Source organism: Streptomyces sp. RB17 (assembly GCF_009604455.1).
Taxonomy (GTDB): domain Bacteria; phylum Actinomycetota; class Actinomycetes; order Streptomycetales; family Streptomycetaceae; genus Streptomyces.
The window spans coordinates 550,912-570,448 of sequence record NZ_WEGL01000006.1; the positions used below are offsets into that span (position 1 = coordinate 550,912).

The window sequence follows — 19,537 nt, forward strand, 5'->3', positions numbered from 1 at the left end:
ACGGGCTGCCTCCCCACGCAACGCGCCCGGCGGGGAAGGGAATCCGGCGCCGACCAGGCAGCGCGCGCACAGCGGGAGGACGGGCACGGCATCACCCAGGGCGCGGCAGGTGGTCGCGGCTCCGCATCGGCCGGGCCGTCCGGGGAACTCGGGTCGCCGGGGACGGAAACCGCCGACGGGCGGAGGAGGTGCCGTTGCCGTGGACGACTGGGAAACATGGGAGATGCACGACGAGGTACAGCTGTCGCCCCGCGAACGGCTCGCGCTGCTGCAGATCGAGAGCCGCCTCAGGCAGGACCGCCGGTTCGCGCGTCGTATGGGCGACACCCGGCGAGAGGTGTGGCTGCCTGTGGCGGTGCTGCTGCTCGGCATCGCCTCGACGTTCGTGTCCGTGATGGGGATCCGTACCTCGGATCCCGCGCTGTTGTGGTGCTTCGCGCTGCTGTGGCCGCTGACTCTCTTCCAGGCGTTCCGCCTCCTGTGCCGAGCAGTCCGCCGTCGGGCCCGCGCCCGCTCCGGAGGAAGTGCGCGGCCATGGCTCTGACGTGCCGGGGAGGGGACGGGGGCGGGGCGGCGTGCGGGGGCTTGTGATCGCAGACGCCGGTGGCGGAGCCGCTGCGCCGGGCCCGTGAGTGGGCCGGCCGGCCGGTGATGCGGAGAGGGACGTGTGGTGAAGGGCCTGTGACACCTTTGACGAAGGGGCCCGAGATGCTGGTACGGCCCTGATCGGGGCCGTGCTGATCGGGGCTGTTCGGCGGTGTCTCCTCAGCTTGCGGCGTGAGAACGCCGGTGACTGCGGGCGCGGAGAGCGGCCCGGCGGGCGCGGATGACCGACCGGCCCCTGGGCGGTCAGCCGTCATGGGAGTCGCCGTCCGCAGGCGACGGCCACGGCCGGTGACCGGCGAACCACCGCTCGGACACTGGCCCGGTCCGCGCTCACCGCCGGCCGAGCTGTGGTCTGGTCACGGGCTCCCCGGCCCATGCGGCGCCCATGCGGCAGAGGCGGCCGCACAGGACGGCCCCCCGCCGGACAGGCCCGGCGTCCGCCCGCCATTCCGCCACGGTGGCAGCCGCCGGGGAATCTCCCGGCCTGACGCGCGTGCGGCCGTGCTGGGTCGAGTTGCGTGGTGTCTGGCCGGCGGTCGTCGGCCCGATCCGTCGCGCTGGTCTGATGGGCGTCCGGCTATGCGTGCTGGCTCGAGTTGCGTGGTGGCGCTCCGGGTGTCTGGCCGGCGGTCGTCGGCCCGATCCGTCGCGCTGGTCTGATGGGCGTCGGGCCATGTGCGCTGCGCCGAGCCGCGTTGTGCCCCCGGCTCCCCGACTGTCGCTTCGGCCGGACGCGGGTCCGGCCGTGCGCGCTGCGCCGGGCTGCGTGGAAGCTTCTCCCGGCTGCCCGACCGCCGCCCCCTGGCCCGCCTCGTCGCCCGTCCCTCGCCCGGGTCAACCGGCCCCGATCCCCGGCGCGGTCAGACCGGTCCCCGCCCTCGCCACAACCCAGCCGCCGCAGCTCTCGATCCCCCGCCCCTGCTCGGCCGCTCCCGCCGCAGCTGTCTTTCCCCGCCCCTGCTCGGCCGCCCCACCTGGGCTCTCCTTCCCCCGCCCCCACCTTCCCCGACCCGAATCTCCCCCCCCGCCCCAGCTCTTCCTCGGCTCGGCTCAGCTCTCCTTTCCCCGGCCCGACAGCGCGTCGCGCATCCGGTCGACCAGGCCCGCTGCCGGGGCGAGCAGCTTGTTGGCCGGGGGAGTGTCCGGTGCCGAGGGGTGCGGGCGGGTGGGGGCCATCTTCTTCGCGCGGCGCACCTGGTCGCCGAGGTGCATCAGCGCGTCCGCCGGGCAGGCGGTCTCCAGCTTCGGGAAGAGGTTCTGCTCCTCGTCCCTTATGTGCGACCGGATCTCGCTCATCAGCTGTGTCATGAGCGTGTCGAACCGGGCGTCGTCCGCCTGCAGGTCCTCCATGTCCTTCATGATCTGCTCGGCCTTGGCGTGGTCCTCGATCTCCTTGTCGGCCATGGCGTCCCCGCCGGTGATGTGCTCGCGCACCGCCGGGTACAGATAGGACTCCTCCGCGACCGAGTGCCGTACCAGTTCGATCGTCGCCTGGTCGGCGAGGTTCTTGCGGTCCTTGGAACCGGGCGGCAGTGCCTCGATACGGCCGAAGAGCTCCTCCACCTCACGGTGATCGGTCGTCAGCTCCTGGATGACGTTTCCGCCGTGACCCATGTCGTCACCTCCTGCAAGACATCGCGGCCGCCCATGAGCGGCCTGCCGTCGCCGCGCCGAGTGCCCCGCGTACGACGGGCTACACGGCGCATCCGCTGCCGGGCCGCGGCGGGCCGACCTGCCCCGGACAGTGCCCACCGCCACCAGTGGTCGAGGAACTCTTCGCTCAGCGTCTCCGCGCCCACCAGCGCCGGCCAGTCGATCGCCCGTACCTGGGCGCCGTCCCTGGCGCCGCCAGCGTCAGGAACTGTTCGGCCGTGGCCAGGCGGGTGTCGGCCGGCAGGCACGCGCGTCCTTGTTGGCCGGCCAGCCGGTGAGCCGCGCGTCGACCTTCTCGTGCCGGCGGCGGGCGCCGTACTCGCCGTGCCCGTGGGAGAGCACCCCCGCGGTCACGGGCGCTGGACTGCCGTCCCGGGTGACCGCACACGAAGAGCAACGTGTCGTACGCCTCCGACCGGGCCGCCTCCAGCGACTGCTCGCCGGGACAGAATCCCAGGCTCCACGCGGTCTCGTGCCGGGTCGGGTTGCCGCAGACCTCGCAGCAGCGGGGCCGTCTCCACCTGCTCCGCCATCGCTGGAGTCGCGCGAGTACCCGGCCCTCCGGAGAATGAGAATGCAACGCGTGAAACCAACTGGTGGGGAAACTCATCGCCGGTGCCGTCCAGCAAGCGGCGGCCTACCAGGGCGGGTCCCCCGGACCAGCGGGGCCCGAGCCCTGTGCCTGTTTCCCCAGCACCTCCCCCAGGGGGCCGACCAGCTCTGCCCCGGCGACACGGTACGCGCCGAACGCCCAGGCAGGAGCGTTCCCCGGGCGCGACGACGTGGACGAAGGAACAGCCCCCATGACCGGTGGCACACCGCTTTCCCGGCGGCGGTCCCTTGTGACCGGAGGCGCCGGCTTCCTCGGCTCCCACAGGCTCGACATCTCCCCGCCCGACGGCGCGCAACTGTTGCCGGCGCCGTACGACCCGGTGCTGCACTTCGTCGGCCCCGCCTCGCCCGCCGACCATCTGCGCCTGCCCCCGGAGACCCTGGACGTCGGCCGTCTCGGCACCCGCAACGCGCTCACGATCGCCGCACGCGACGGGGCGCGCCTCGTGCTCGCCTCGACCTCCGAGCTCGCCCCCTACGGCACCCCGCGCGTCGCCGAGCGGCTGCGGGAGTACGTCCAGGCCGACGCGCAGGGCGGTTTCGGCGCCCGGCCCGTCCCCTGGGCCGATCTCGTCCGTGCTCGTCCGGTCGGCGGAGCCTGGAGCGGGGACCAGGCCGACCGCGCCGCCGGCGCCCGGCTCTGCCTGGCGGAGGCCGTGCTCGCGCCGGCCCGGTGGCTGCGCGGGCGCACCGGCGAGGACGCGCTGACCATGGCCGGCGGTGTCACGCTGAACTGCGTGGCCAACACGCGGCTGTGGCGGGAGAGCGGCTTCCGGCACGTGCGGGTGCAACCGGCCGCCGGGGACGCCGGTACGGCCCTGGGCGCGGCCGCGCACGTGGCAGGCCAGGAGGACACCCTGGAGCCGATGCCGACCGCCGCGCTCGGCCGCTGCTGGAGCCACGCCGAGCTTCGCCAGTGGCTGGAGCGGGCCGCCGTACCGTACGACTGCGAAGAGCCCGCCGACATCGCCGAGACGGCCGCCGACGGGATCGTGGCCTGGTTCCAGGGCCGCGGCGAGTACGGGCCGTGCGCGCTCGGCCACCGCTCGCCGCTCGCCCGCCCCGGCAAGTCCGCCGGCCTGGAGCAGCGCAACGCGGTCAAGAGTCGCGAGGAGCTCCGGCCGGTCGCGCCCATGGTGCTCGCGGAACGCGCGGCCGGGATCTTCGACGGACCGCTGCCCAGCCCGCACATGCCTTTCGTGCACGACGTGGCCGCGGCCTGGAAGGCCCGCATCCCGGCCGTGGTCCACGTCGACGGCACGGCCCGCATGCGGACCGTCGACCGCGGCCAGGAGCCTCTGGTCGCGTGGATGACCGACGGATTCGAGCGGCGCACCGGGCTGCCGGTGGCCGTCAACGCCAGCCTGGACGCCGCCGGCCGGCCCATGGTCGACGACCCGCGCGACGCCCTGGAGTGCTTCGGCTCCGCGCCCGTGGAGCTGCTGGTGCTCGGCCCGTTCGCGATCCGCCGCGGGAAGGCGTTCGCATGACCGGCGCGCCCGCCTACACCGTCGTCGTCCCGACGATCGGCCGGCCCTGCCTCGCCGAGTGCCTGCGCGCGCTCGCCGGGGCCGAGGGGCATCCCCCGCGCGAGGTGATCGTCGTGGACGACCGGTCCGAGTGCGACGGCGACCTGCCGCTGGCGGCGGCCGGGCCGCTGCGCGAGCGGATACGGACCCTGCGCACCGGCGGCAGGGGCCCGGCCGCCGCCCGCAACGCCGGCTGGCGCACCGCCGGGACACCCTGGACGGTCTTCCTCGACGACGATGTCACGGTGCTGCCGGACTGGTCCCGGTTGCTCGCCCAGGACCTGCGCGAGGCCGGTGAGGACGTCGGCGGCATCCAGGGACAGCTGTGTGTCCCCCTGCCCCTGGACCGCCGGCCCACCGACTGGGAACGAGGCACCGAGGGTCTGGAGAACGCCGCCTGGACCACGGCCGACATGGCCTACCGCACCGAGGCGCTCACCCGGGTCGACGGCTTCGACGAACGCTTCCCGCGCGCCTTCCGCGAGGCCGCCGATCTCGCCCAGCGGGTGCAGCGGGCCGGCTGGACGCTGCGGCGCGGCCGCCGGATCACCTGTCACCCGGTCCGACCGGCCCACTGGTGGGCCTCGCTGCCCGCGCAGCGCGGCAACGCAGACGACGCGCTGATGAACCGGCTGCGCGGCCGCGACTGGTGGGCCCGCGCCCGGGCACCCCGCGGCCGGCTGCCCCGCCACCTGGCCGTGACCGGTGCGGCGCTGGCCGCCGCCGCGTGCGCCCTCGCCGGACGCCGGCGCGCGGCGACGGCCTGCGCGGCCCTGTGGACGCTCGGCACCGCCGAGTTCGCCCTCGCCCGGATCCTGCCCGGCCCCCGTACCGCCCGGGAGGTCGCCGGGATGGTCGGCACCAGCGTGCTCATCCCGCCCCTCGCCGTCCGGGACTGGCTGCGCGGAGTCGTCCGCCACCGGCACGCCGAACCGCCGGGAGGTGCCGGGTGATCCCCTTCTGCGCCGTCCTGTTCGACCGCGACGGCACCCTCGTGGCGGACGTGCCCCGTCCGGCTCCTGCTCGGCGTCGCGGCGGCCGTAGCACTGGCGCGCTCCCACGGCCTGGCCACCGGTGTCGTCGGCAACCAGTCCGGCATCGGCCGCGGACTGCCCACCGACGCCGTACGCCGGGTCAACGAACGCGCCGACGCCTGCAGAGCGGCCTCGACACCTGGGTGTTCCGCCCGCACGCCCCGGACGCCGGCTGCCCTTGGCGCAAGCCGCGCCCGGGCCTGGTCCGCACGGCCGCCGCACGACTCGACGTCCCGCCCGCCGGATGCCCGGTGATCGGTGACATCGCAGCCGACGTCCATCCTCGTCCGGCACGTGCACGGATCGTGGCTCACCACCTTCGTGCCCCCGAGATGACGCTGCTGCGCCCGGACCGCAACCTGGGGGCCGTCGGCCGCGACATCGCCGTCCGGCACGCGCGCACGCCCTACATCCCCTTCTGCGACGACGACACCTGGTGGCAGCCCGGCAGCCTGCGGCGCGCCGCCGACCTGCTCGACGCCCGACCCCGGCTCGCCGCCCTCACCGCGCGGACCATGATCGGACCGGACGGCACCGGGGATCCCGTCCTACGGGAGCTGCGCGAGCGAGGAGAACCTCACCGTCCGCCACCAGGCCGCCCGGCTGCGCGCCAGCACGGCCCGCCGCGTCCTCGGCATCCGCGACACCCTGTGGTTCACCTGGCTGCGCCGCCCCCTGCTACCGGTGCTCCGCCGCACTGGACATCTGATGCGCACCGTGCTCCGGGACTCGCCTCCGCGCGCGCCTTCGCCCGCGCCACCGCCGGGCTGCCGTGGGTGCTGCGGCAGCACGACCCCGTGTCGCCCGACCTGGAACGCCGGCCGGCGGCGCTGGAGCGGGCCCGTCGAACCTCACCCGCCCGGCGGTGTGTCGGCTGACCCGCCTCCGTTGCGACACGCCCGTGGAGAATCGTTGCGTCAGGCGTGGGGCGGGGGCAGAGTGAACGTCCCGGTCAAGACGCGGCTGGCTGATCCTTCTCCCTCCAGGAAAGCCCCATGCCCATGGAAAAAGGTCAGCTGTCCCGTGCCCGGGTCCGCCCCGGCGGCACCGCCCCGCTGCTCCTGCAGACCGTGCACGAACACCGGCCCGAGGCCGGCGCCGTCAGCGTCCTGAAGGCGCGGGGCACCGTCGACGCCGGCAATGCCACGGAGTTCTCCGAGACCCTCGCCGAGCACATCGCCCAGGCCGAGCGGGCCGGCGAACACCCCGTGCTGGACATGACCGAGGTGTACCTCGCCTGCGCGGCCGCGGTGCGGGCCGTGGACCGGGCCACCGGCGCCCTGGCCTTCTCCGGCCGCGCCCTGCCCGTCGTACAGCCCCGGCCGCATGTGCGGGAGGCGCTGCGCGCCGCGGGACTGCCGGGCGTCCGGGTGCACGCCACGCTGGCGTCCGCCCTGAACTCCCTGGAGGCCCGCAGGCGGGCCGGTCCACGGTCCGGCGGCACCGGTTGGTGAGCACCCCGGCCCGCCCCGTCCGGCGCGGTGGAGGGCGCGGCCGAGCGGCGGGCCGTCACCGTGCACAGCCGTCAGGAAGAGGCCGCCCGAGTTCGTCGCGCCGTCTTGCCCGGGTGATGTCATGAACCCCTCTTCCGACCCCTCCGCCGCCCCGGCGCCGCTCGTCATCGAGTCGTCCGTCGTGGACGGGCTGCCCGCCGAGGCCGCGCTGCTGCTGCGCATGTCCGGCAGCCTCGACGCCGCGGGCGCCCAGGCCTGGTCGGCGGAGCTGCGGGGCCACCTGGACCAGGCGGACCGGGCGGGGCTGCGGCCCGTCCTGGACATGGCCCATGTGCAGCTCGGCGGTGCCGCGGTGCTGCACACGCTCAGCGAGGCGACCCGGGCGCGCACCGGACGCCCGGACCTGATCATCGTCCGCGCCCGGCCCGGCGTGCGCGAGGCGGTGCATCTCGCCCGCCTGGACGGCGTCCGGCTCTACGCCACCCTCGACGAGGCCCTGCGGGATCTGGCTCGGGCCGCCACCCGGGTGGAGGAGCTGCCCGCCTGGCGGTCGCAGATGGCGGATCCGCTGCGCCCGAGCTACGACGATCTGCGCAAGGAGGTCCGGGCACTGCGCGCCCGGGTGCGCACCGCCCCGGTCATCGGCATGGCGCAGGGCGTGCTCATGGTCCGCTACGGCCTGCCGGACTCCGGCACCGCCTTCCGGGCGCTGCGCGAGGCCTCGCAGCGGTTCAACGTGCCCTTGCGCGTCCTCGTCTCCGCCGTGGTCGTGGCCCGGCCCCCCGACGGCGAGGTGTGGTTCCCGGGCCGCCGCTCACTGCCCGTGCCGCAGCTGCGGATCCTGGCCCGCGACGGCCGCGACCCCCGCTACCGGCGGCAGATGATCGACGCCGTGCTGCACGAGGCGCTGGCCATCGGGCGGGCGCCGGCCGGATACGTACGGTTCGTGGACCCGGCCGTGAACGCGCTGATGCTGGAGACCCAGCACGGCTGCGCCGACACGTTTCTCGACCTGCTCGTGCGCGGCCGGGACGAGGGCACGGCCGACGCGCTCGCCCGGCTGCGCGGGCGCCGGGTGAGCGTGCCCGACGTGGCCGCCGACGCGCTGCTCTCCGACGAGGCCCGGCGCGTCCTGCTGAGCACCGGCACCGGTGCCCTGCAGAGCGTCCCCGTGCTGTCCTCGGCCGGCTCCTGCACCGGCGTGATCACACTGCAGTGGCCCGACCCCGGGCACCGGCCGGCCGCCGCCCAGGCCGAGGCCCTCGGCCTGCTGGCCTCCGACACGGCCGCCTGGCTGAGCTGGTACCACCGCTCGGTGCTCCTCGACGCCCTCGAACACCTCCACCGGACGGTGACCGGCACCGCCGCGCCCGCCGAGGACGGTGGGGGTGACCCGCGCCGGCCGGGGAAACCGGAGCCCGCAGGCGCCACGCACCACCTGGAGGGAGTCCGGCGCACGTCCAATCCGCAGCAGCCCGAACAGCGGCGCAGCGACCAGGGAGGCGCCACCCCGCAGGACAGCGGCCAGTTCAAGGCTCGCCAGACGGGCGGTCGCGACGCGGGCGGCCGTCCGCACGGCTCGGAGAAGGGAAAGAAGGGCGGCGGCGAAGGCGGAGGCGTGCCCCCGGCACAGCGGCCCGATCACCCCTGAAACGGATCACAGCCTGATCCCGCCGCAGCCTTCGGGGCGCCGACCCCGCCGCAGGCACTAATCTCACCGGTATGCGGATCTCCGTCTCCTCCGACATGGACGAACCCGTGGCCCGCCTCCTCGTCGACGAGCTGAGGAGGCGCGGCCACGCTGTGCGCTCGCACGGCGCCCTGCGGCCCGGGGCCGACGCGCAGTGGGCGGCCTGCTCGGAGGCGGCCGCCCGGGACGTGGCCGAGGGGGAGGCCGAGCAGGCGGTGGTGTGCTGCTGGACCGGTACGGGCGCGTCCATCGCGGCCAACAAGGTGCCCGGCGTGCGTGCGGCGCTGTGCACGGACGCCGTGACGGCGGACGGCGCGCGCCGCTGGAACGACGCCAACGTGCTGGCCCTGAGCCTGCGCCTGACCTCCGAACCGCTGCTGAAGGAGATCCTCGACGCCTGGTTCGCCGGCGAGCCCAGCCAGGACCCCGAGGACCGGCAGAACGTGGCCCGCGTCGGCCGCCTGGACGCCGCCCGGAATTCCTGAGGCGTACGGCGGCCCGCCGCGGGCCGGGTGGAGTGACTCGGTGTGTGGAGTGACTCGGTGTTCGGATTCGGTGGTCGTCAGGGCCGGGGGTCAGTGGGCGCCGAGTCCGCCGCCACCGAACGAGCCGCTGGAACCCCGGCTCCAGCGCGGACGCTCCTTGGTCGCGCTCGGCTTGGAGTCCTGGTTCCTCAGGTCGTACGGGGTGAGCGGACGGCCGCCCTCGGGGGTCGGGGGGACCTCCTCGTAATCCCTGTTCTCCCGCAGCTCGCGCACCGGGCCCTCCGGCGGCAGCTTGGGCTGCTCCTCCGGCCGCGGCCGAGGGGACTCGCGGTACTTGACGCGGGAGGTCATCCAGAAGCCGCCGGCGAGCAGCGCCAGGAGGCCCACGGCCACGACGAACAGGACGAGGCTCATCAGACCGCTCGCCGCGGCCAGCTGCATCGATGCGGTGTTCATAGGACAGGGATACCCCGCCCAGAACCGGACGAACCGGACACCGTGCGTGACTGGTGGTGAACGGACGGCGACCCGGCACCTCCCATGGCCCGTCCCGGTGCGTCCGGGGCGCCATCCGGCCGGTCGCGGTGGTTTGTGGCCCGGTACCCCGGCTACCCGCACGGTGTGACATCGCCGACTTCGCAGCAGCTCTACCGGTTCCTGGAGGACCGATTCGCCTGTGCCCAGGCGTGCACGGAGTGCGCCCGGGCCTGTGCGGTGCGCGCGAGCCTGGTCGACCCGGACGGCACCGAGTGCCATGAGCGGGTGCGCAGGCTGGGCATCATGTGCGCCGAGGTGTGCGACGCCACGTGCCACGTGCTGTGCGAGGAGAGCCGGCAGGACGAGGACGAGATCCGGGTCCGGCTGGAGTGGTGCCGCTCGGTCTGCCTGGAGTGCGCGCGCGCCTTCGACGAGCATCCCGGCGCCGAGTCGGCGGCGGCCACCTGCCGGTCCTGTGCCGACGCCTGCTCGGAGTTCCTGCGCTGCCTCGTGTGATCCTCTTCCTGCTCCTCTTCCTACGCCGCCTCGGGTGACCCCAGCGGAATTCCCCCAGGGAGCGTCATTCCCTATTTCTGAAACACGTTCTACGGTGTGCGCCGTCAGGACCGCCCGTGGGGACCCTGGAGGCGCCGTGCATCTCGACCACACGCCCGAGCAGCAGCGACTGCGCGCCGAACTGCGCGCCTACTTCGCCGAACTGGTTCCGGACAACGCATACGCCCGGTACGCCGACCCGGTCGCGCAGAAGCGGTTCTACCGCGACACCATCCGCCGGCTCGGCGCCGACGGCTGGCTCGGCGTCGGCTGGCCGAAGGAGTACGGCGGGCGCGGCATGACGGCGATGGAGCAGTTCATCTTCTTCGACGAGGCCGCCCAGGCGGGCGTACCGCTGCCGCTGATGGCGCTGAACACGGTCGGCCCGACGCTCATGCGGTACGGCACCGAGGAGCAGAAGGCGTACTTCCTGCCGCGCATCCTCTCCGGCGAGATCGACTTCGCGATCGGCTACAGCGAGCCCGACGCCGGCACCGATCTCGCCTCCCTCAAGACCAGGGCCGTACGCGACGGTGACGCGTACGTGGTCAACGGGCAGAAGATCTGGACGACGAACGGCGACACCGCCGACTGGGTCTGGCTGGCCACCCGCACCGACCCCGCCGCCCCGCCGCACCGGGGCATCACCATGTTGCTGGTGCCGACGTCGGACCCCGGCTACTCCTGCACCGTCATCACCACGCTCGCCTCGCACGACACCACCGCGAGCTACTACGAGAACATCCGCGTCCCCGTCTCCCGCCGCGTCGGCGAGGAGAACCAGGGCTGGCGCCTGATCACCAACCAGCTCAACCACGAACGCGTCACCCTCGCCGCGCACGGCACCATGGCCATCCGCGCCCTGCACGACGTCCAGCGCTGGGCCATGGACACCAAGCTCGCCGACGGCCGCCGGGTCGCCGACCTGCCCTGGGTGCGCCGGCTGCTCGCCCGCACCCATACCCGGCTCGACGCGCTGAAGCTGCTCAACTGGCAGATGGTCGGCGCCGTCGAGGACGGCACGCTCACCCCGCAGGACGCCTCCGCCGTCAAGGTCTACGGTTCCGAGGCCCGCCGCGACGCCTACGCCTGGCTCATGGAGATCGTCGCGGCCGCGGGCCCGCTGAAGGAGGGCTCGGCGGGTGCCGTTTTGCACGGCGAGCTGGAGCGCGGCTACCGCTCGGCGGTCATCTTCACCTTCGGCGGCGGCAACAACGAGATCCAGCGCGAGATCATCTCCTGGATCGGCCTGGGGATGCCCAGGGTGCGGCGCTAGCCTGCGGGCATGGGCGACCCCGGGCTCTTCACGCCGACATCCGTGACCTGGCAGATGCACGGCGACCCGATGATGTGGGTCGCCGGCGTCCGCGCGCTCTACCTCCAGGCCCTGCACCCGCGCGCGGTGCGAGGCGTCATGCAGAACTCCGACTTTCGCCGCGACGCCTGGGGCCGGCTGATGCGCACCGCGAACTTCGTCGGGACGACGACGTACGGCACGACCGAGGCCGCCGAGCGGGCCGGCGCCCGGGTGCGGAAGATCCACGGCATGCTGACGGCGACCGACCCGGACACCGGCGAGCGGTACGGCGTCGGCGAACCCGCGCTGCTGCTCTGGGTGCACTGCGCGGAGATCGACTCCTATCTGCACGTCCTGCGCCGCTCCGGCTACCCGCTCACCGATGCCCAGGCCGACCGGTACATAGCCGAACACCGCGTCAGCGCCCGCCTGGTGGGCCTCGAGCCGGAGACCGTGCCGGCGAGCCGGGCCGAACTCGCCGCGTACTTCGAGAAGGTACGGCCGGAACTGGCGGCGGGACCCGAGGCACGCGAGGTGGACGACTTCCTGCTCCGACCGCCGACGCATCCCCTTCTGGTCCCGGCGCGCGAGGCGCTGTGGCGGCGCGTGGCCCAACTGGCGTACGCCGCTCTGCCGCCGTACGCCCACGAGTTGTACGGCAGACCGGCCCCCGCACCCGCCGTCGTCACCCGCCGGCTGCGGGCCACGGGCGCGCTGCTGCGGTGCGTTCCCGCACGTGTGCGCTGGCAACTGCCGCCCAAACACATCCTGCGGGCCATGGCGCGGCTGGGACCGGGGGCGCGCCCGGCACCGTACAAAGTCGGGCGATAGGCCGCCATACTGGGCGAGCAGGGGGTGTGGCGTGGATCGGGCCGGCGCGGTGCGGCCGGGCGCGGTCCGGCTGCGGCCTCCCACGGCGGGGCGGACGGCGACGGGGGCGGCGGATCGCTATGGGGGAGAACAGGCTGGTTCAGGGCCGGTACCGGCTGCTCGACCTGATCGGGCGGGGCGGCATGGGCGAGGTGTGGCGGGCCCTGGACGAGTCCCTGGGCCGGCAGGTGGCCGTGAAGTGCCTCAAACCGCTCGGCCCGTACCACGATCCGGCCCTCGCCCGGGTGCTGCGCGAGCGCTTCCGCCGCGAGGCCCGGGTGGCCGCAGGGCTCTCGCACCGCGGGGTGACCGTCGTCCACGACTTCGGCGAGTCCGACGGGGTCCCGTACCTGGTGATGGAGTTCCTGGAGGGCCGCGATCTGAGCCGGCTGCTGCAGGACAACAAGGGGCATCCGCTGCCCGTGGAGGACGTGGAGGACATCGCGGCGCAGGTCGCCGCCGCTCTCTCGTACACCCACCGACAGGGCGTCGTGCACCGTGACTTGAAACCGGCCAACATCGTCCGGCTGACCGACGGCACCGTGAAGATCTGCGACTTCGGGATCGCCCGCCTCGGCCACGGCATCGGCTTCACCGCCCGGCTCACCGGCACCGGTGTGGCGCTGGGCACTCCGCACTACATGTCCCCGGAACAGATCGGCGGCGACGCGGTGGACCAGCGCAGCGACCTGTACTCGCTGGGCTGCGTGCTCTACGAAATCGCCACCGCGGCGCCGCCGTTCGACCTGGAGGACGCCTGGGCGATCCTCATCGGCCACCGCGACACCCCACCCCGGCCCCCACGCGAACTGCGCCCCGAGCTGCCCGGCGCCCTTGAACGGATCATCCTCGACCTGCTGGCCAAGCGGCCGGAGGAACGGCCCTGCGACGCCGCCGAGTTGGTCCGCAGGATCCGGGGCGGGCGCGGGGCGGCCACCTCTGTCACGGCCGCGGAGATCCCGGAGCCGAGACGCGCGGCTCGCTTGCCGTCCTGGACCTGGGGGATGACCACCGGCCACAAGGCGCTGGGCGCCGGACCGGGCGCCCTGCCCCCGGACGCGGGGGCGGCACTGTCCGGCCCATGGGCTGCGCCCCGAAAGGGCGCGGGGCCGCGTCCGACATGCGGCGACGGCCGTGTGGGCGCGACCGGCCACGACGGACCCGCGGACGCTCGGCGACCCGTACCGCCCCTCACCGCGGAGCGCCCGGCACAACCCGCGCAGCGCACGGGCCCCCACCACCCCGAGACCCTGACCGGTCGCCACGACGCGGCCTTCGCCCTCGTCCGCGCCGGCCGGGTCGCCGAGGCGCTGGCCGCCTACACGGACCTCGCCGAGGCCGGCGCGCGCATCCTCGGATCCGACCACCCCGACACCCTCGCCGCCCGCCAGGAGACGGCCTACGCGCTGGGCCGGCTGGGACGCCACTTCGAGGCCCACCAGGTGTACACGGAGGTGCTGGCCGCCCGGGTGCGCGCCATGGGTCCCGACCACCCCGACACCCTGCGCTGCCGGCACAACCTGGCCTGCACCCTCGGCCGGCTCGGCCGCCTGGACGACGCGTGCCGTACGGCGCTGGAGGTGGCCGCCGCCCGGGCCCGGGTGCTCGGTCCCGACCATCCCGACACCCTGGTCTCGCGCTACGAAGTCGCCTACGTCCAGGGCCAGTCGGGCCGCTGGGAGGAGGCCCTGCGCCTCTACCACGAGGTCGCGGAGGCCAGAGCGCGCGTCCTCGGCGCCGACCATCCCGACACCCTCGCCACCCGCTACGAGACCGCCCTCAGCCTCGGCCGCCTCGGCCGCAGCGCGGACGCCCTGCGCGTGTACCGCGAGCTGATCGTGGACCGCACCCGCGTCCAGGGCCCCACCCATCCCGAGACCCTGCGCGCCCGGCACGGCCTCGGGGTCAACCTCGGCCGGCTCGGGCGCTGGGCGGACGCCCTGACCGAGGCCCGCGACGTCTGTCTGCTCCGCGAGCAGGTCCTCGGGCCCGCCCATCCCGACACGCTCGTCAGCCGCCGCGAGATCGCGGTCGCCCTCGGCTGGCTCGGCCGCTGGGCCGAAGCTCTCGCCGAGTACCGGCGGGTCGCCGCCACCCGTGAGCAGACCCTCGGCGCGGACCACCCCGACACCCTCGCCGCGCGCGGCGACGAGGCCCACTGTCTGGAGCGGCTCGGCCGGGGCGCCGAGGCCGGCGAGCTGTACCGCAGGGTCGCGGTCGTCCACCAACGGCACGCGTCCGGCGGAGCCTGACGGAGACCGCCTGCCGCGGTTGCCTGATCAGGGCGTGCGACCGGGGCCGCCGGCCTCGGGTCGCCGGTTCGGTGCGCGTGACCCGGGACGCCGGGCCAAAGATCAAGGGCGCGCGCCGGTACCAGCGGCCTGCGGCCCCGTGCTCAAGGCCGCACCCGCGGAGCGGCCCGCCGCCGGTCGTGTGGGCGGGGGTGTAGGGCTGGGGCTGCTCGTCGTCGGTCGTGTGGGCGGGGGCATACGGCTGGGGCCGCTCGTCATCCGTCGTGTGGGCAAGGGGAATACGGCTGGGGCCACCTGCCTTCGGCCGTGTGCTCATGGCCGTGACTGACGGCGGCCGCCTGCCCCGGGCACGCCCCGGCCGAGGCGCACTTGGTTCCCGGCCGAGGCGCTCCTCGCCCGTCGTCGGTCGTGTGCTCGGTGCCGTACGGCTGGGGCCACCTGCCTTCGGCCGTGTGCTCATGGCCGTGACTGACGGCGGCCGCCAGCCCCGGGCATACCCCGGCCGACGCGCCCCCGGCTATCGGCCGAGGCATCACGTGCCCCCGGCCGAGGCATCACGTCGCCCCGCCCGAGGCGCTCCCGTCCCCACCGAGGCCGTCCACCCCCGCCCAAGGCGCTCCCGTCCCGACCGAGGCCACCCACCCCCACCCGACACCGCCCGCACCACGCTCGGGGCGCAGCTCTGGCCGTAATGGATCATCACGTGTTACGAAGAACCATGCCTGCCAACGAGCACACCCGCACATACGACGCCGTCATCGTCGGCGGTGGACACAACGGCCTGGTCGCCGCCGCGTACCTCGCCCGGGCGGGCCGCACGGTGCTGGTGCTGGAACGGCTGGACCACACCGGCGGCGCCGCGATCTCCACGCGCCCCTTCGCCGGTGTCGACGCCCGGCTGTCGCGCTACTCCTACCTGGTCAGCCTGCTGCCGCAGAAGATCGTGCGCGATCTCGGCCTGGACTTCCGGGTCCGCGGCCGCACCATCTCCTCGTACACCCCGGCGGAACGGGACGGCCGGCCCACGGGACTCCTCGTCGGCGGCGGTGAGCAGCGCACCAGGGAGGCCTTCGCCCGGCTGACCGGCGGCGAGCGCGAGTACCAGGCCTGGCAGCGCTTCTACGGCATGACCACCCGCGTCGCCGAGCGTGTGTTCCCGACCCTCACCGAGCCCCTGCCCAGCCGCGACGAACTGCGCCGCCGCATCGACGACGAGACCGCCTGGCGGGCCCTGTTCGAGGAGCCCATCGGCGTCGCCGTCGAGGAGAACTTCACGGACGACCTGGTGCGGGGCGTCGTCCTCACCGACGCCCTGATCGGCACCTTCGCCGACGCCCATGACCCTTCCCTCGCCCAGAACCGCTGCTTCCTCTACCACGTCATCGGCGGCGGCACCGGCGCCTGGGACGTGCCCGTCGGTGGCATGGGCGCGCTCACCGACGCCCTGGCCGCCGCGGCCCGCTCGGCGGGCGCGGTCATCGCGACCGGGCACGAGGCGGTCCGGATCGCCACCGACGGACAGACCGCCGAGGTCACCTACCGCACCGCCGACGGCGAGGGCGTCGCCGCCGCCCGGCACGTCCTCGTGAACGCCTCCCCGCAGGAGCTGGCCGGCCTGACGGGCGACCCGTCGCCCGAGCCCGCCGAGGGCGCCCAGCTCAAGGTCAACATGCTGCTCACCCGGCTGCCCAGGCTGCGCGACGCCTCCGTCGACCCGCGCGAGGCCTTCGCCGGCACCTTCCACATCGCCGAGGGCTACGGGCAGCTCGCCACCGCCCACGCCCAGGCCGCCGCCGGTGAACTCCCCGCCGTCCCGCCCTCGGAGATCTACTGCCACTCCCTGACCGACCCCACCATCCTCGGCCCCGACCTCGCCGGGCGCGGCTACCAGACCCTCACCCTGTTCGGCCTGCACACCCCGGCCCGCCTCTTCGACCGCGACAACGACGCCGTACGCGAGGAACTTCTGGAATCCACCCTCGCCCAGCTCGACGCCCACCTCGCCGAACCCCTTGCCGACTGCCTGGCCACCGACGCCGACGGCCGCCCCTGCATCGAGGCCAAGAGCCCGCTCGACCTGGAGAGGGACCTCAGGCTGCCCGGCGGCAACATCTTCCACCGGGCCCTGTCCTGGCCGTACGTCCAGGAAGACACCGGTCGTTGGGGCGTGGAGACTCGGCACGCGAACGTCCTGCTGTGCGGCGCGGGCGCGGTGCGCGGGGGAGGGGTGAGCGGGGTGCCGGGGCACAACTCGGCGATGGCGGTGCTGGAGACCACCGAGTAAGGGCGCCGTACCCAAAGAATCTGACGGAACGTCAGAAAAGGTCTTCCGTCGTCCGGCCGGCTGCGGCATCCTGCGCCCATGCAGACGGAGCTGAGCAGGAAACTGGGAGTCGAGCACGCCGTCTTCGGCTTCACGCCGTTCCCCGCCGTCGCCGCGGCCATCAGCCGGGCCGGCGGCTTCGGCGTGCTCGGCGCGGTCCGCTACACCGCCCCCGACGACCTCAAACGCGACCTCGACTGGCTCGACGCGCACGCCGGCGGCCGGCCCTACGGGCTGGACGTCGTCATGCCGGCGAAGAAGGTCGAGGGCGTGACCGAAGCGGATGTCGAGGCGATGATCCCGGAAGGGCACCGGCAGTTCGTGCGGGACACCCTCGCCAGGTACGGCGTCCCCGGACTGGCCGAGGGCGAGGCGTCCGGGTGGCGGATCACCGGCTGGATGGAGCAGGTCGCCCGCACCCAGCTCGACGTCGCCTTCGACCATCCGATCAAGCTGCTGGCCAACGCCCTCGGCTCCCCGCCCGCCGACGTCGTCGCCCGCGCCCACGACCGGGGCGTGCAGGTCGCCGCGCTGGCGGGCAGCGCCCGGCACGCCCGCAAGCACCAGGAGGCGGGCATCGACATCGTCGTCGCCCAGGGCTACGAGGCCGGCGGCCACACCGGCGAGATCGCCACCATGGTGCTCACCCCCGAAGTCGTGGAAGCCGTCGACCCGCTGCCCGTCCTGGCCGCGGGCGGCATCGGCAGCGGACAGCAGGTGGCGGCCGCCCTCACACTCGGCGCGCAGGGAGTGTGGCTGGGCTCCATATGGCTGACCACCACAGAGGCCGATCTCCACTCACCCGCCCTCACCCGCAAACTGCTCGCCGCCGGGTCCGGCGACACCGTCCGCTCCCGTGCCCTCACGGGCAAGCCCGCACGCCAGCTCCGCACCGAGTGGACCGACGCCTGGGACGACCCGGCCGGGCCCGGCACCCTGCCCATGCCGCTGCAGGGGCTGCTGGTGGCCGAGGCGGTCTCCCGGATCCAGAAGTACGAGGTCGAACCGCTGCTCGGCACGCCGGTCGGGCAGATCGTCGGCCGGATGAGCAGCGAACGCAGTGTCCAGGCCGTCCTCGACGACCTCACCCGCGGCTTCGAGAAGGCCGTGGACCGCATCAACCGCATCGCCGGAAGGAGCGGCCAGTCGTGAGCACACCCCCCGCCGGATTCTGGGCCCAGGCCACGCAGAACCCCGACCGCACGGTCCTCGTCGCCCCCGACGGCGAGGAGTGGACCGCCGGACGACTGCACGGCACCGCCAACCGGCTGGTGCACGGGTTGCGCGCGGCCGGCCTGGAACGCGGCGACGCCTTCGCCGCCGTCCTGCCCAACGGCGTCGAGTTCGTCACCGCCTACCTGGCCGCCACCCAGGCCGGCCTCTATCTGGTGCCGGTCAACCACCATCTCGTGGGCCCCGAGATCGCCTGGATCGTCGCCGACTCCGGCGCGAAGGTGCTCATCGCCCACGAGCGCTTCGGCGCAGCCGCCCGGGCCGCCGCCGACGAGGCGGGACTGCCGGCGAGCCACCGGTACGCGGTCGGCGAGGTCGCCGGCTTCCGGCCGTACGGCCAACTCCTGGACGGACAACCGGAGTCCGCCCCCGGGGGCCGGGAACTCGGCTGGGTCATGAACTACACCTCCGGTACGACGGGACGCCCGCGCGGCATCCGCCGTCCGTTGCCCGCCAAGGCACCGGAGGAGGCCTATCTGGGCGGCTTCCTCGGCATCTTCGGCATCAAGCCGTTCGACGACAACGTCCACCTGGTCTGCTCACCGCTGTACCACACGGCCGTCCTGCAGTTCGCGGGCGCGTCCCTGCACATAGGCCACCGCCTGGTCCTGATGGACAAGTGGACCCCCGAGGACATGCTCCGCCTCATCGACACCCACCGGTGCACGCACACCCACATGGTCCCGACCCAGTTCCACCGCCTGCTGGCCCTCCCGGACGAGGTGAAGGCCCGCTACGACGTCTCGTCCATGCGGCACGCCATCCACGGCGCCGCCCCCTGCCCGGACCACGTCAAGCGGGCCATGATCGACTGGTGGGGGCACTGTGTGGAGGAGTACTACGCGGCCAGCGAGGGCGGCGGCGCCTTCGCCACCGCCGAGGAGTGGCTGAAGAAGCCCGGCACGGTCGGCAGGGCCTGGCCCATCAGCGAACTGGCGGTCTTCGACGACGACGGCAACCGGCTCCCCGCGGGCCGACTGGGCACCGTCTACATGAAGATGAGCACCGGCGGCTTCTCGTACCACAAGGACGAGGCCAAGACCCGCACGAACCGCATCGGCGACTTCTTCACCGTCGGCGACCTCGGCTACCTCGACGAGGACGGCTGTCTCTTCCTCCGCGACCGCAAGATCGACATGATCATCTCCGGCGGGGTCAACATCTACCCTGCCGAGATCGAGTCCGTGCTGCTCTCCCACCCGGCCGTCGCCGACGCCGCCGCCTTCGGCATCCCGCACGACGACTGGGGCGAGGAGGTCAAGGCCGTCGTCGAACCGGCCCCCGGCCACGAGCCGGGCCCGGCCCTCGCCGCCGCCCTCCTCGACCACTGCGCCGAGCGGCTCGCCGGCTACAAGCGGCCCAGGAGCGTCGACTTCACCACCGAGATGCCCCGCGACCCCAACGGCAAGCTGTACAAGCGGCGGCTGCGGGACCCGTACTGGGAGGGGCGTACGCGGGCGGTGTGAC

17 protein-coding genes are annotated in these 19,537 nt (G+C 74.2%); 14 read left to right on the forward strand and 3 right to left on the reverse strand.

Features of this window, described 5'->3' with window-relative positions; all coding sequences use genetic code 11:
* Positions 1–199 precede the first annotated feature (199 nt).
* Positions 200–544 carry a DUF3040 domain-containing protein gene (locus SRB17_RS27725; RefSeq protein ID WP_323376320.1) on the forward strand — a complete coding sequence of 115 codons (345 nt, stop codon included), beginning with the start codon at positions 200–202 and terminating at the stop codon, positions 542–544.
* Between the two features lie 1,112 nt (positions 545–1,656).
* On the opposite strand, the gene SRB17_RS27730 is transcribed toward SRB17_RS27725, so the two are convergent.
* On the reverse strand, positions 1,657–2,220 hold the full coding sequence (locus SRB17_RS27730) for a hemerythrin domain-containing protein (protein ID WP_153542825.1): 564 nt from the start codon (positions 2,218–2,220) through the stop codon (positions 1,657–1,659).
* A 240-nt stretch (positions 2,221–2,460) separates the two neighbouring features.
* Entirely contained in the window at positions 2,461–2,613 is a 153-nt protein-coding gene (locus tag SRB17_RS27735; RefSeq protein WP_153542826.1) for a hypothetical protein, read from the reverse strand.
* Between the two features lie 449 nt (positions 2,614–3,062).
* On the opposite strand from SRB17_RS27735, the gene SRB17_RS27740 reads away from it, so the two are divergent.
* The 6 genes from SRB17_RS27740 to SRB17_RS27775 all read left to right on the forward strand — a co-directional run bounded on the left by SRB17_RS27740 (position 3,063) and on the right by SRB17_RS27775 (position 9,063).
* On the forward strand, positions 3,063–4,361 hold the full coding sequence (locus SRB17_RS27740) for a carbamoyltransferase C-terminal domain-containing protein (RefSeq protein WP_228396307.1): 1,299 nt from the start codon (positions 3,063–3,065) through the stop codon (positions 4,359–4,361).
* Positions 4,358–5,353: a glycosyltransferase family 2 protein gene (locus SRB17_RS27745; RefSeq protein WP_153542827.1), complete on the forward strand. Its 996-nt coding sequence runs from the start codon at positions 4,358–4,360 to the stop codon at positions 5,351–5,353. Before SRB17_RS27740 ends, SRB17_RS27745 begins: the two co-directional genes overlap by 4 nt.
* 386 nt (positions 5,354–5,739) lie before the next feature.
* The gene (locus SRB17_RS27755; protein WP_416237093.1) at positions 5,740–6,312 is read left to right on the forward strand and encodes a glycosyltransferase; all 573 of its coding nucleotides are present in this window, start codon (positions 5,740–5,742) and stop codon (positions 6,310–6,312) included.
* Between the two features lie 117 nt (positions 6,313–6,429).
* The gene (locus tag SRB17_RS27760) at positions 6,430–6,888 is read left to right on the forward strand and encodes an STAS domain-containing protein (protein WP_153542828.1); all 459 of its coding nucleotides are present in this window, start codon (positions 6,430–6,432) and stop codon (positions 6,886–6,888) included.
* A 121-nt stretch (positions 6,889–7,009) separates the two neighbouring features.
* On the forward strand, positions 7,010–8,539 hold the full coding sequence (locus tag SRB17_RS27765) for an ANTAR domain-containing protein (RefSeq protein ID WP_228396308.1): 1,530 nt from the start codon (positions 7,010–7,012) through the stop codon (positions 8,537–8,539).
* 71 nt (positions 8,540–8,610) lie between these two features.
* Entirely contained in the window at positions 8,611–9,063 is a 453-nt protein-coding gene (locus SRB17_RS27775; RefSeq protein ID WP_153542829.1) for an RpiB/LacA/LacB family sugar-phosphate isomerase, read from the forward strand.
* 90 nt (positions 9,064–9,153) lie between these two features.
* On the opposite strand, the gene SRB17_RS27780 is transcribed toward SRB17_RS27775, so the two are convergent.
* On the reverse strand, positions 9,154–9,519 hold the full coding sequence (locus tag SRB17_RS27780; protein WP_228396309.1) for a DUF6479 family protein: 366 nt from the start codon (positions 9,517–9,519) through the stop codon (positions 9,154–9,156).
* Between the two features lie 165 nt (positions 9,520–9,684).
* Here SRB17_RS27780 and SRB17_RS27785 point away from each other — a divergent pair, with 165 nt between their 5' ends.
* The 7 genes from SRB17_RS27785 (at position 9,685) to SRB17_RS27815 (ending at position 19,536) form a co-directional block, all read left to right on the forward strand.
* Positions 9,685–10,056, forward strand: a complete 372-nt coding sequence (locus SRB17_RS27785) for a ferredoxin (RefSeq protein WP_323376321.1) — start codon at positions 9,685–9,687, stop codon at positions 10,054–10,056.
* Positions 10,057–10,192: 136 nt separating this feature from the next.
* Positions 10,193–11,371, forward strand: a complete 1,179-nt coding sequence (locus tag SRB17_RS27790) for an acyl-CoA dehydrogenase family protein (protein ID WP_323376322.1) — start codon at positions 10,193–10,195, stop codon at positions 11,369–11,371.
* A gap of 9 nt (positions 11,372–11,380) precedes the next feature.
* Positions 11,381–12,223 carry an oxygenase MpaB family protein gene (locus SRB17_RS27795; protein ID WP_153542830.1) on the forward strand — a complete coding sequence of 281 codons (843 nt, stop codon included), beginning with the start codon at positions 11,381–11,383 and terminating at the stop codon, positions 12,221–12,223.
* A gap of 119 nt (positions 12,224–12,342) precedes the next feature.
* Positions 12,343–14,514 (forward strand): serine/threonine-protein kinase, encoded by a 2,172-nt coding sequence (locus tag SRB17_RS27800; RefSeq protein ID WP_153542831.1) that lies wholly within the window; start codon positions 12,343–12,345, stop codon positions 14,512–14,514.
* Between the two features lie 718 nt (positions 14,515–15,232).
* Entirely contained in the window at positions 15,233–16,798 is a 1,566-nt protein-coding gene (locus SRB17_RS27805) for a phytoene desaturase family protein (protein ID WP_153542832.1), read from the forward strand.
* A 78-nt stretch (positions 16,799–16,876) separates the two neighbouring features.
* A complete protein-coding gene (locus tag SRB17_RS27810) occupies positions 16,877–17,989 on the forward strand; it encodes a nitronate monooxygenase (protein ID WP_153542833.1) in 1,113 nt (370 codons plus the stop codon).
* Positions 17,986–19,536, forward strand: coding sequence for an acyl-CoA synthetase (locus SRB17_RS27815; protein WP_323376323.1), 1,551 nt, complete (start codon positions 17,986–17,988; stop codon positions 19,534–19,536). Before SRB17_RS27810 ends, SRB17_RS27815 begins: the two co-directional genes overlap by 4 nt.
* Position 19,537: the final 1 nt, after the last annotated feature.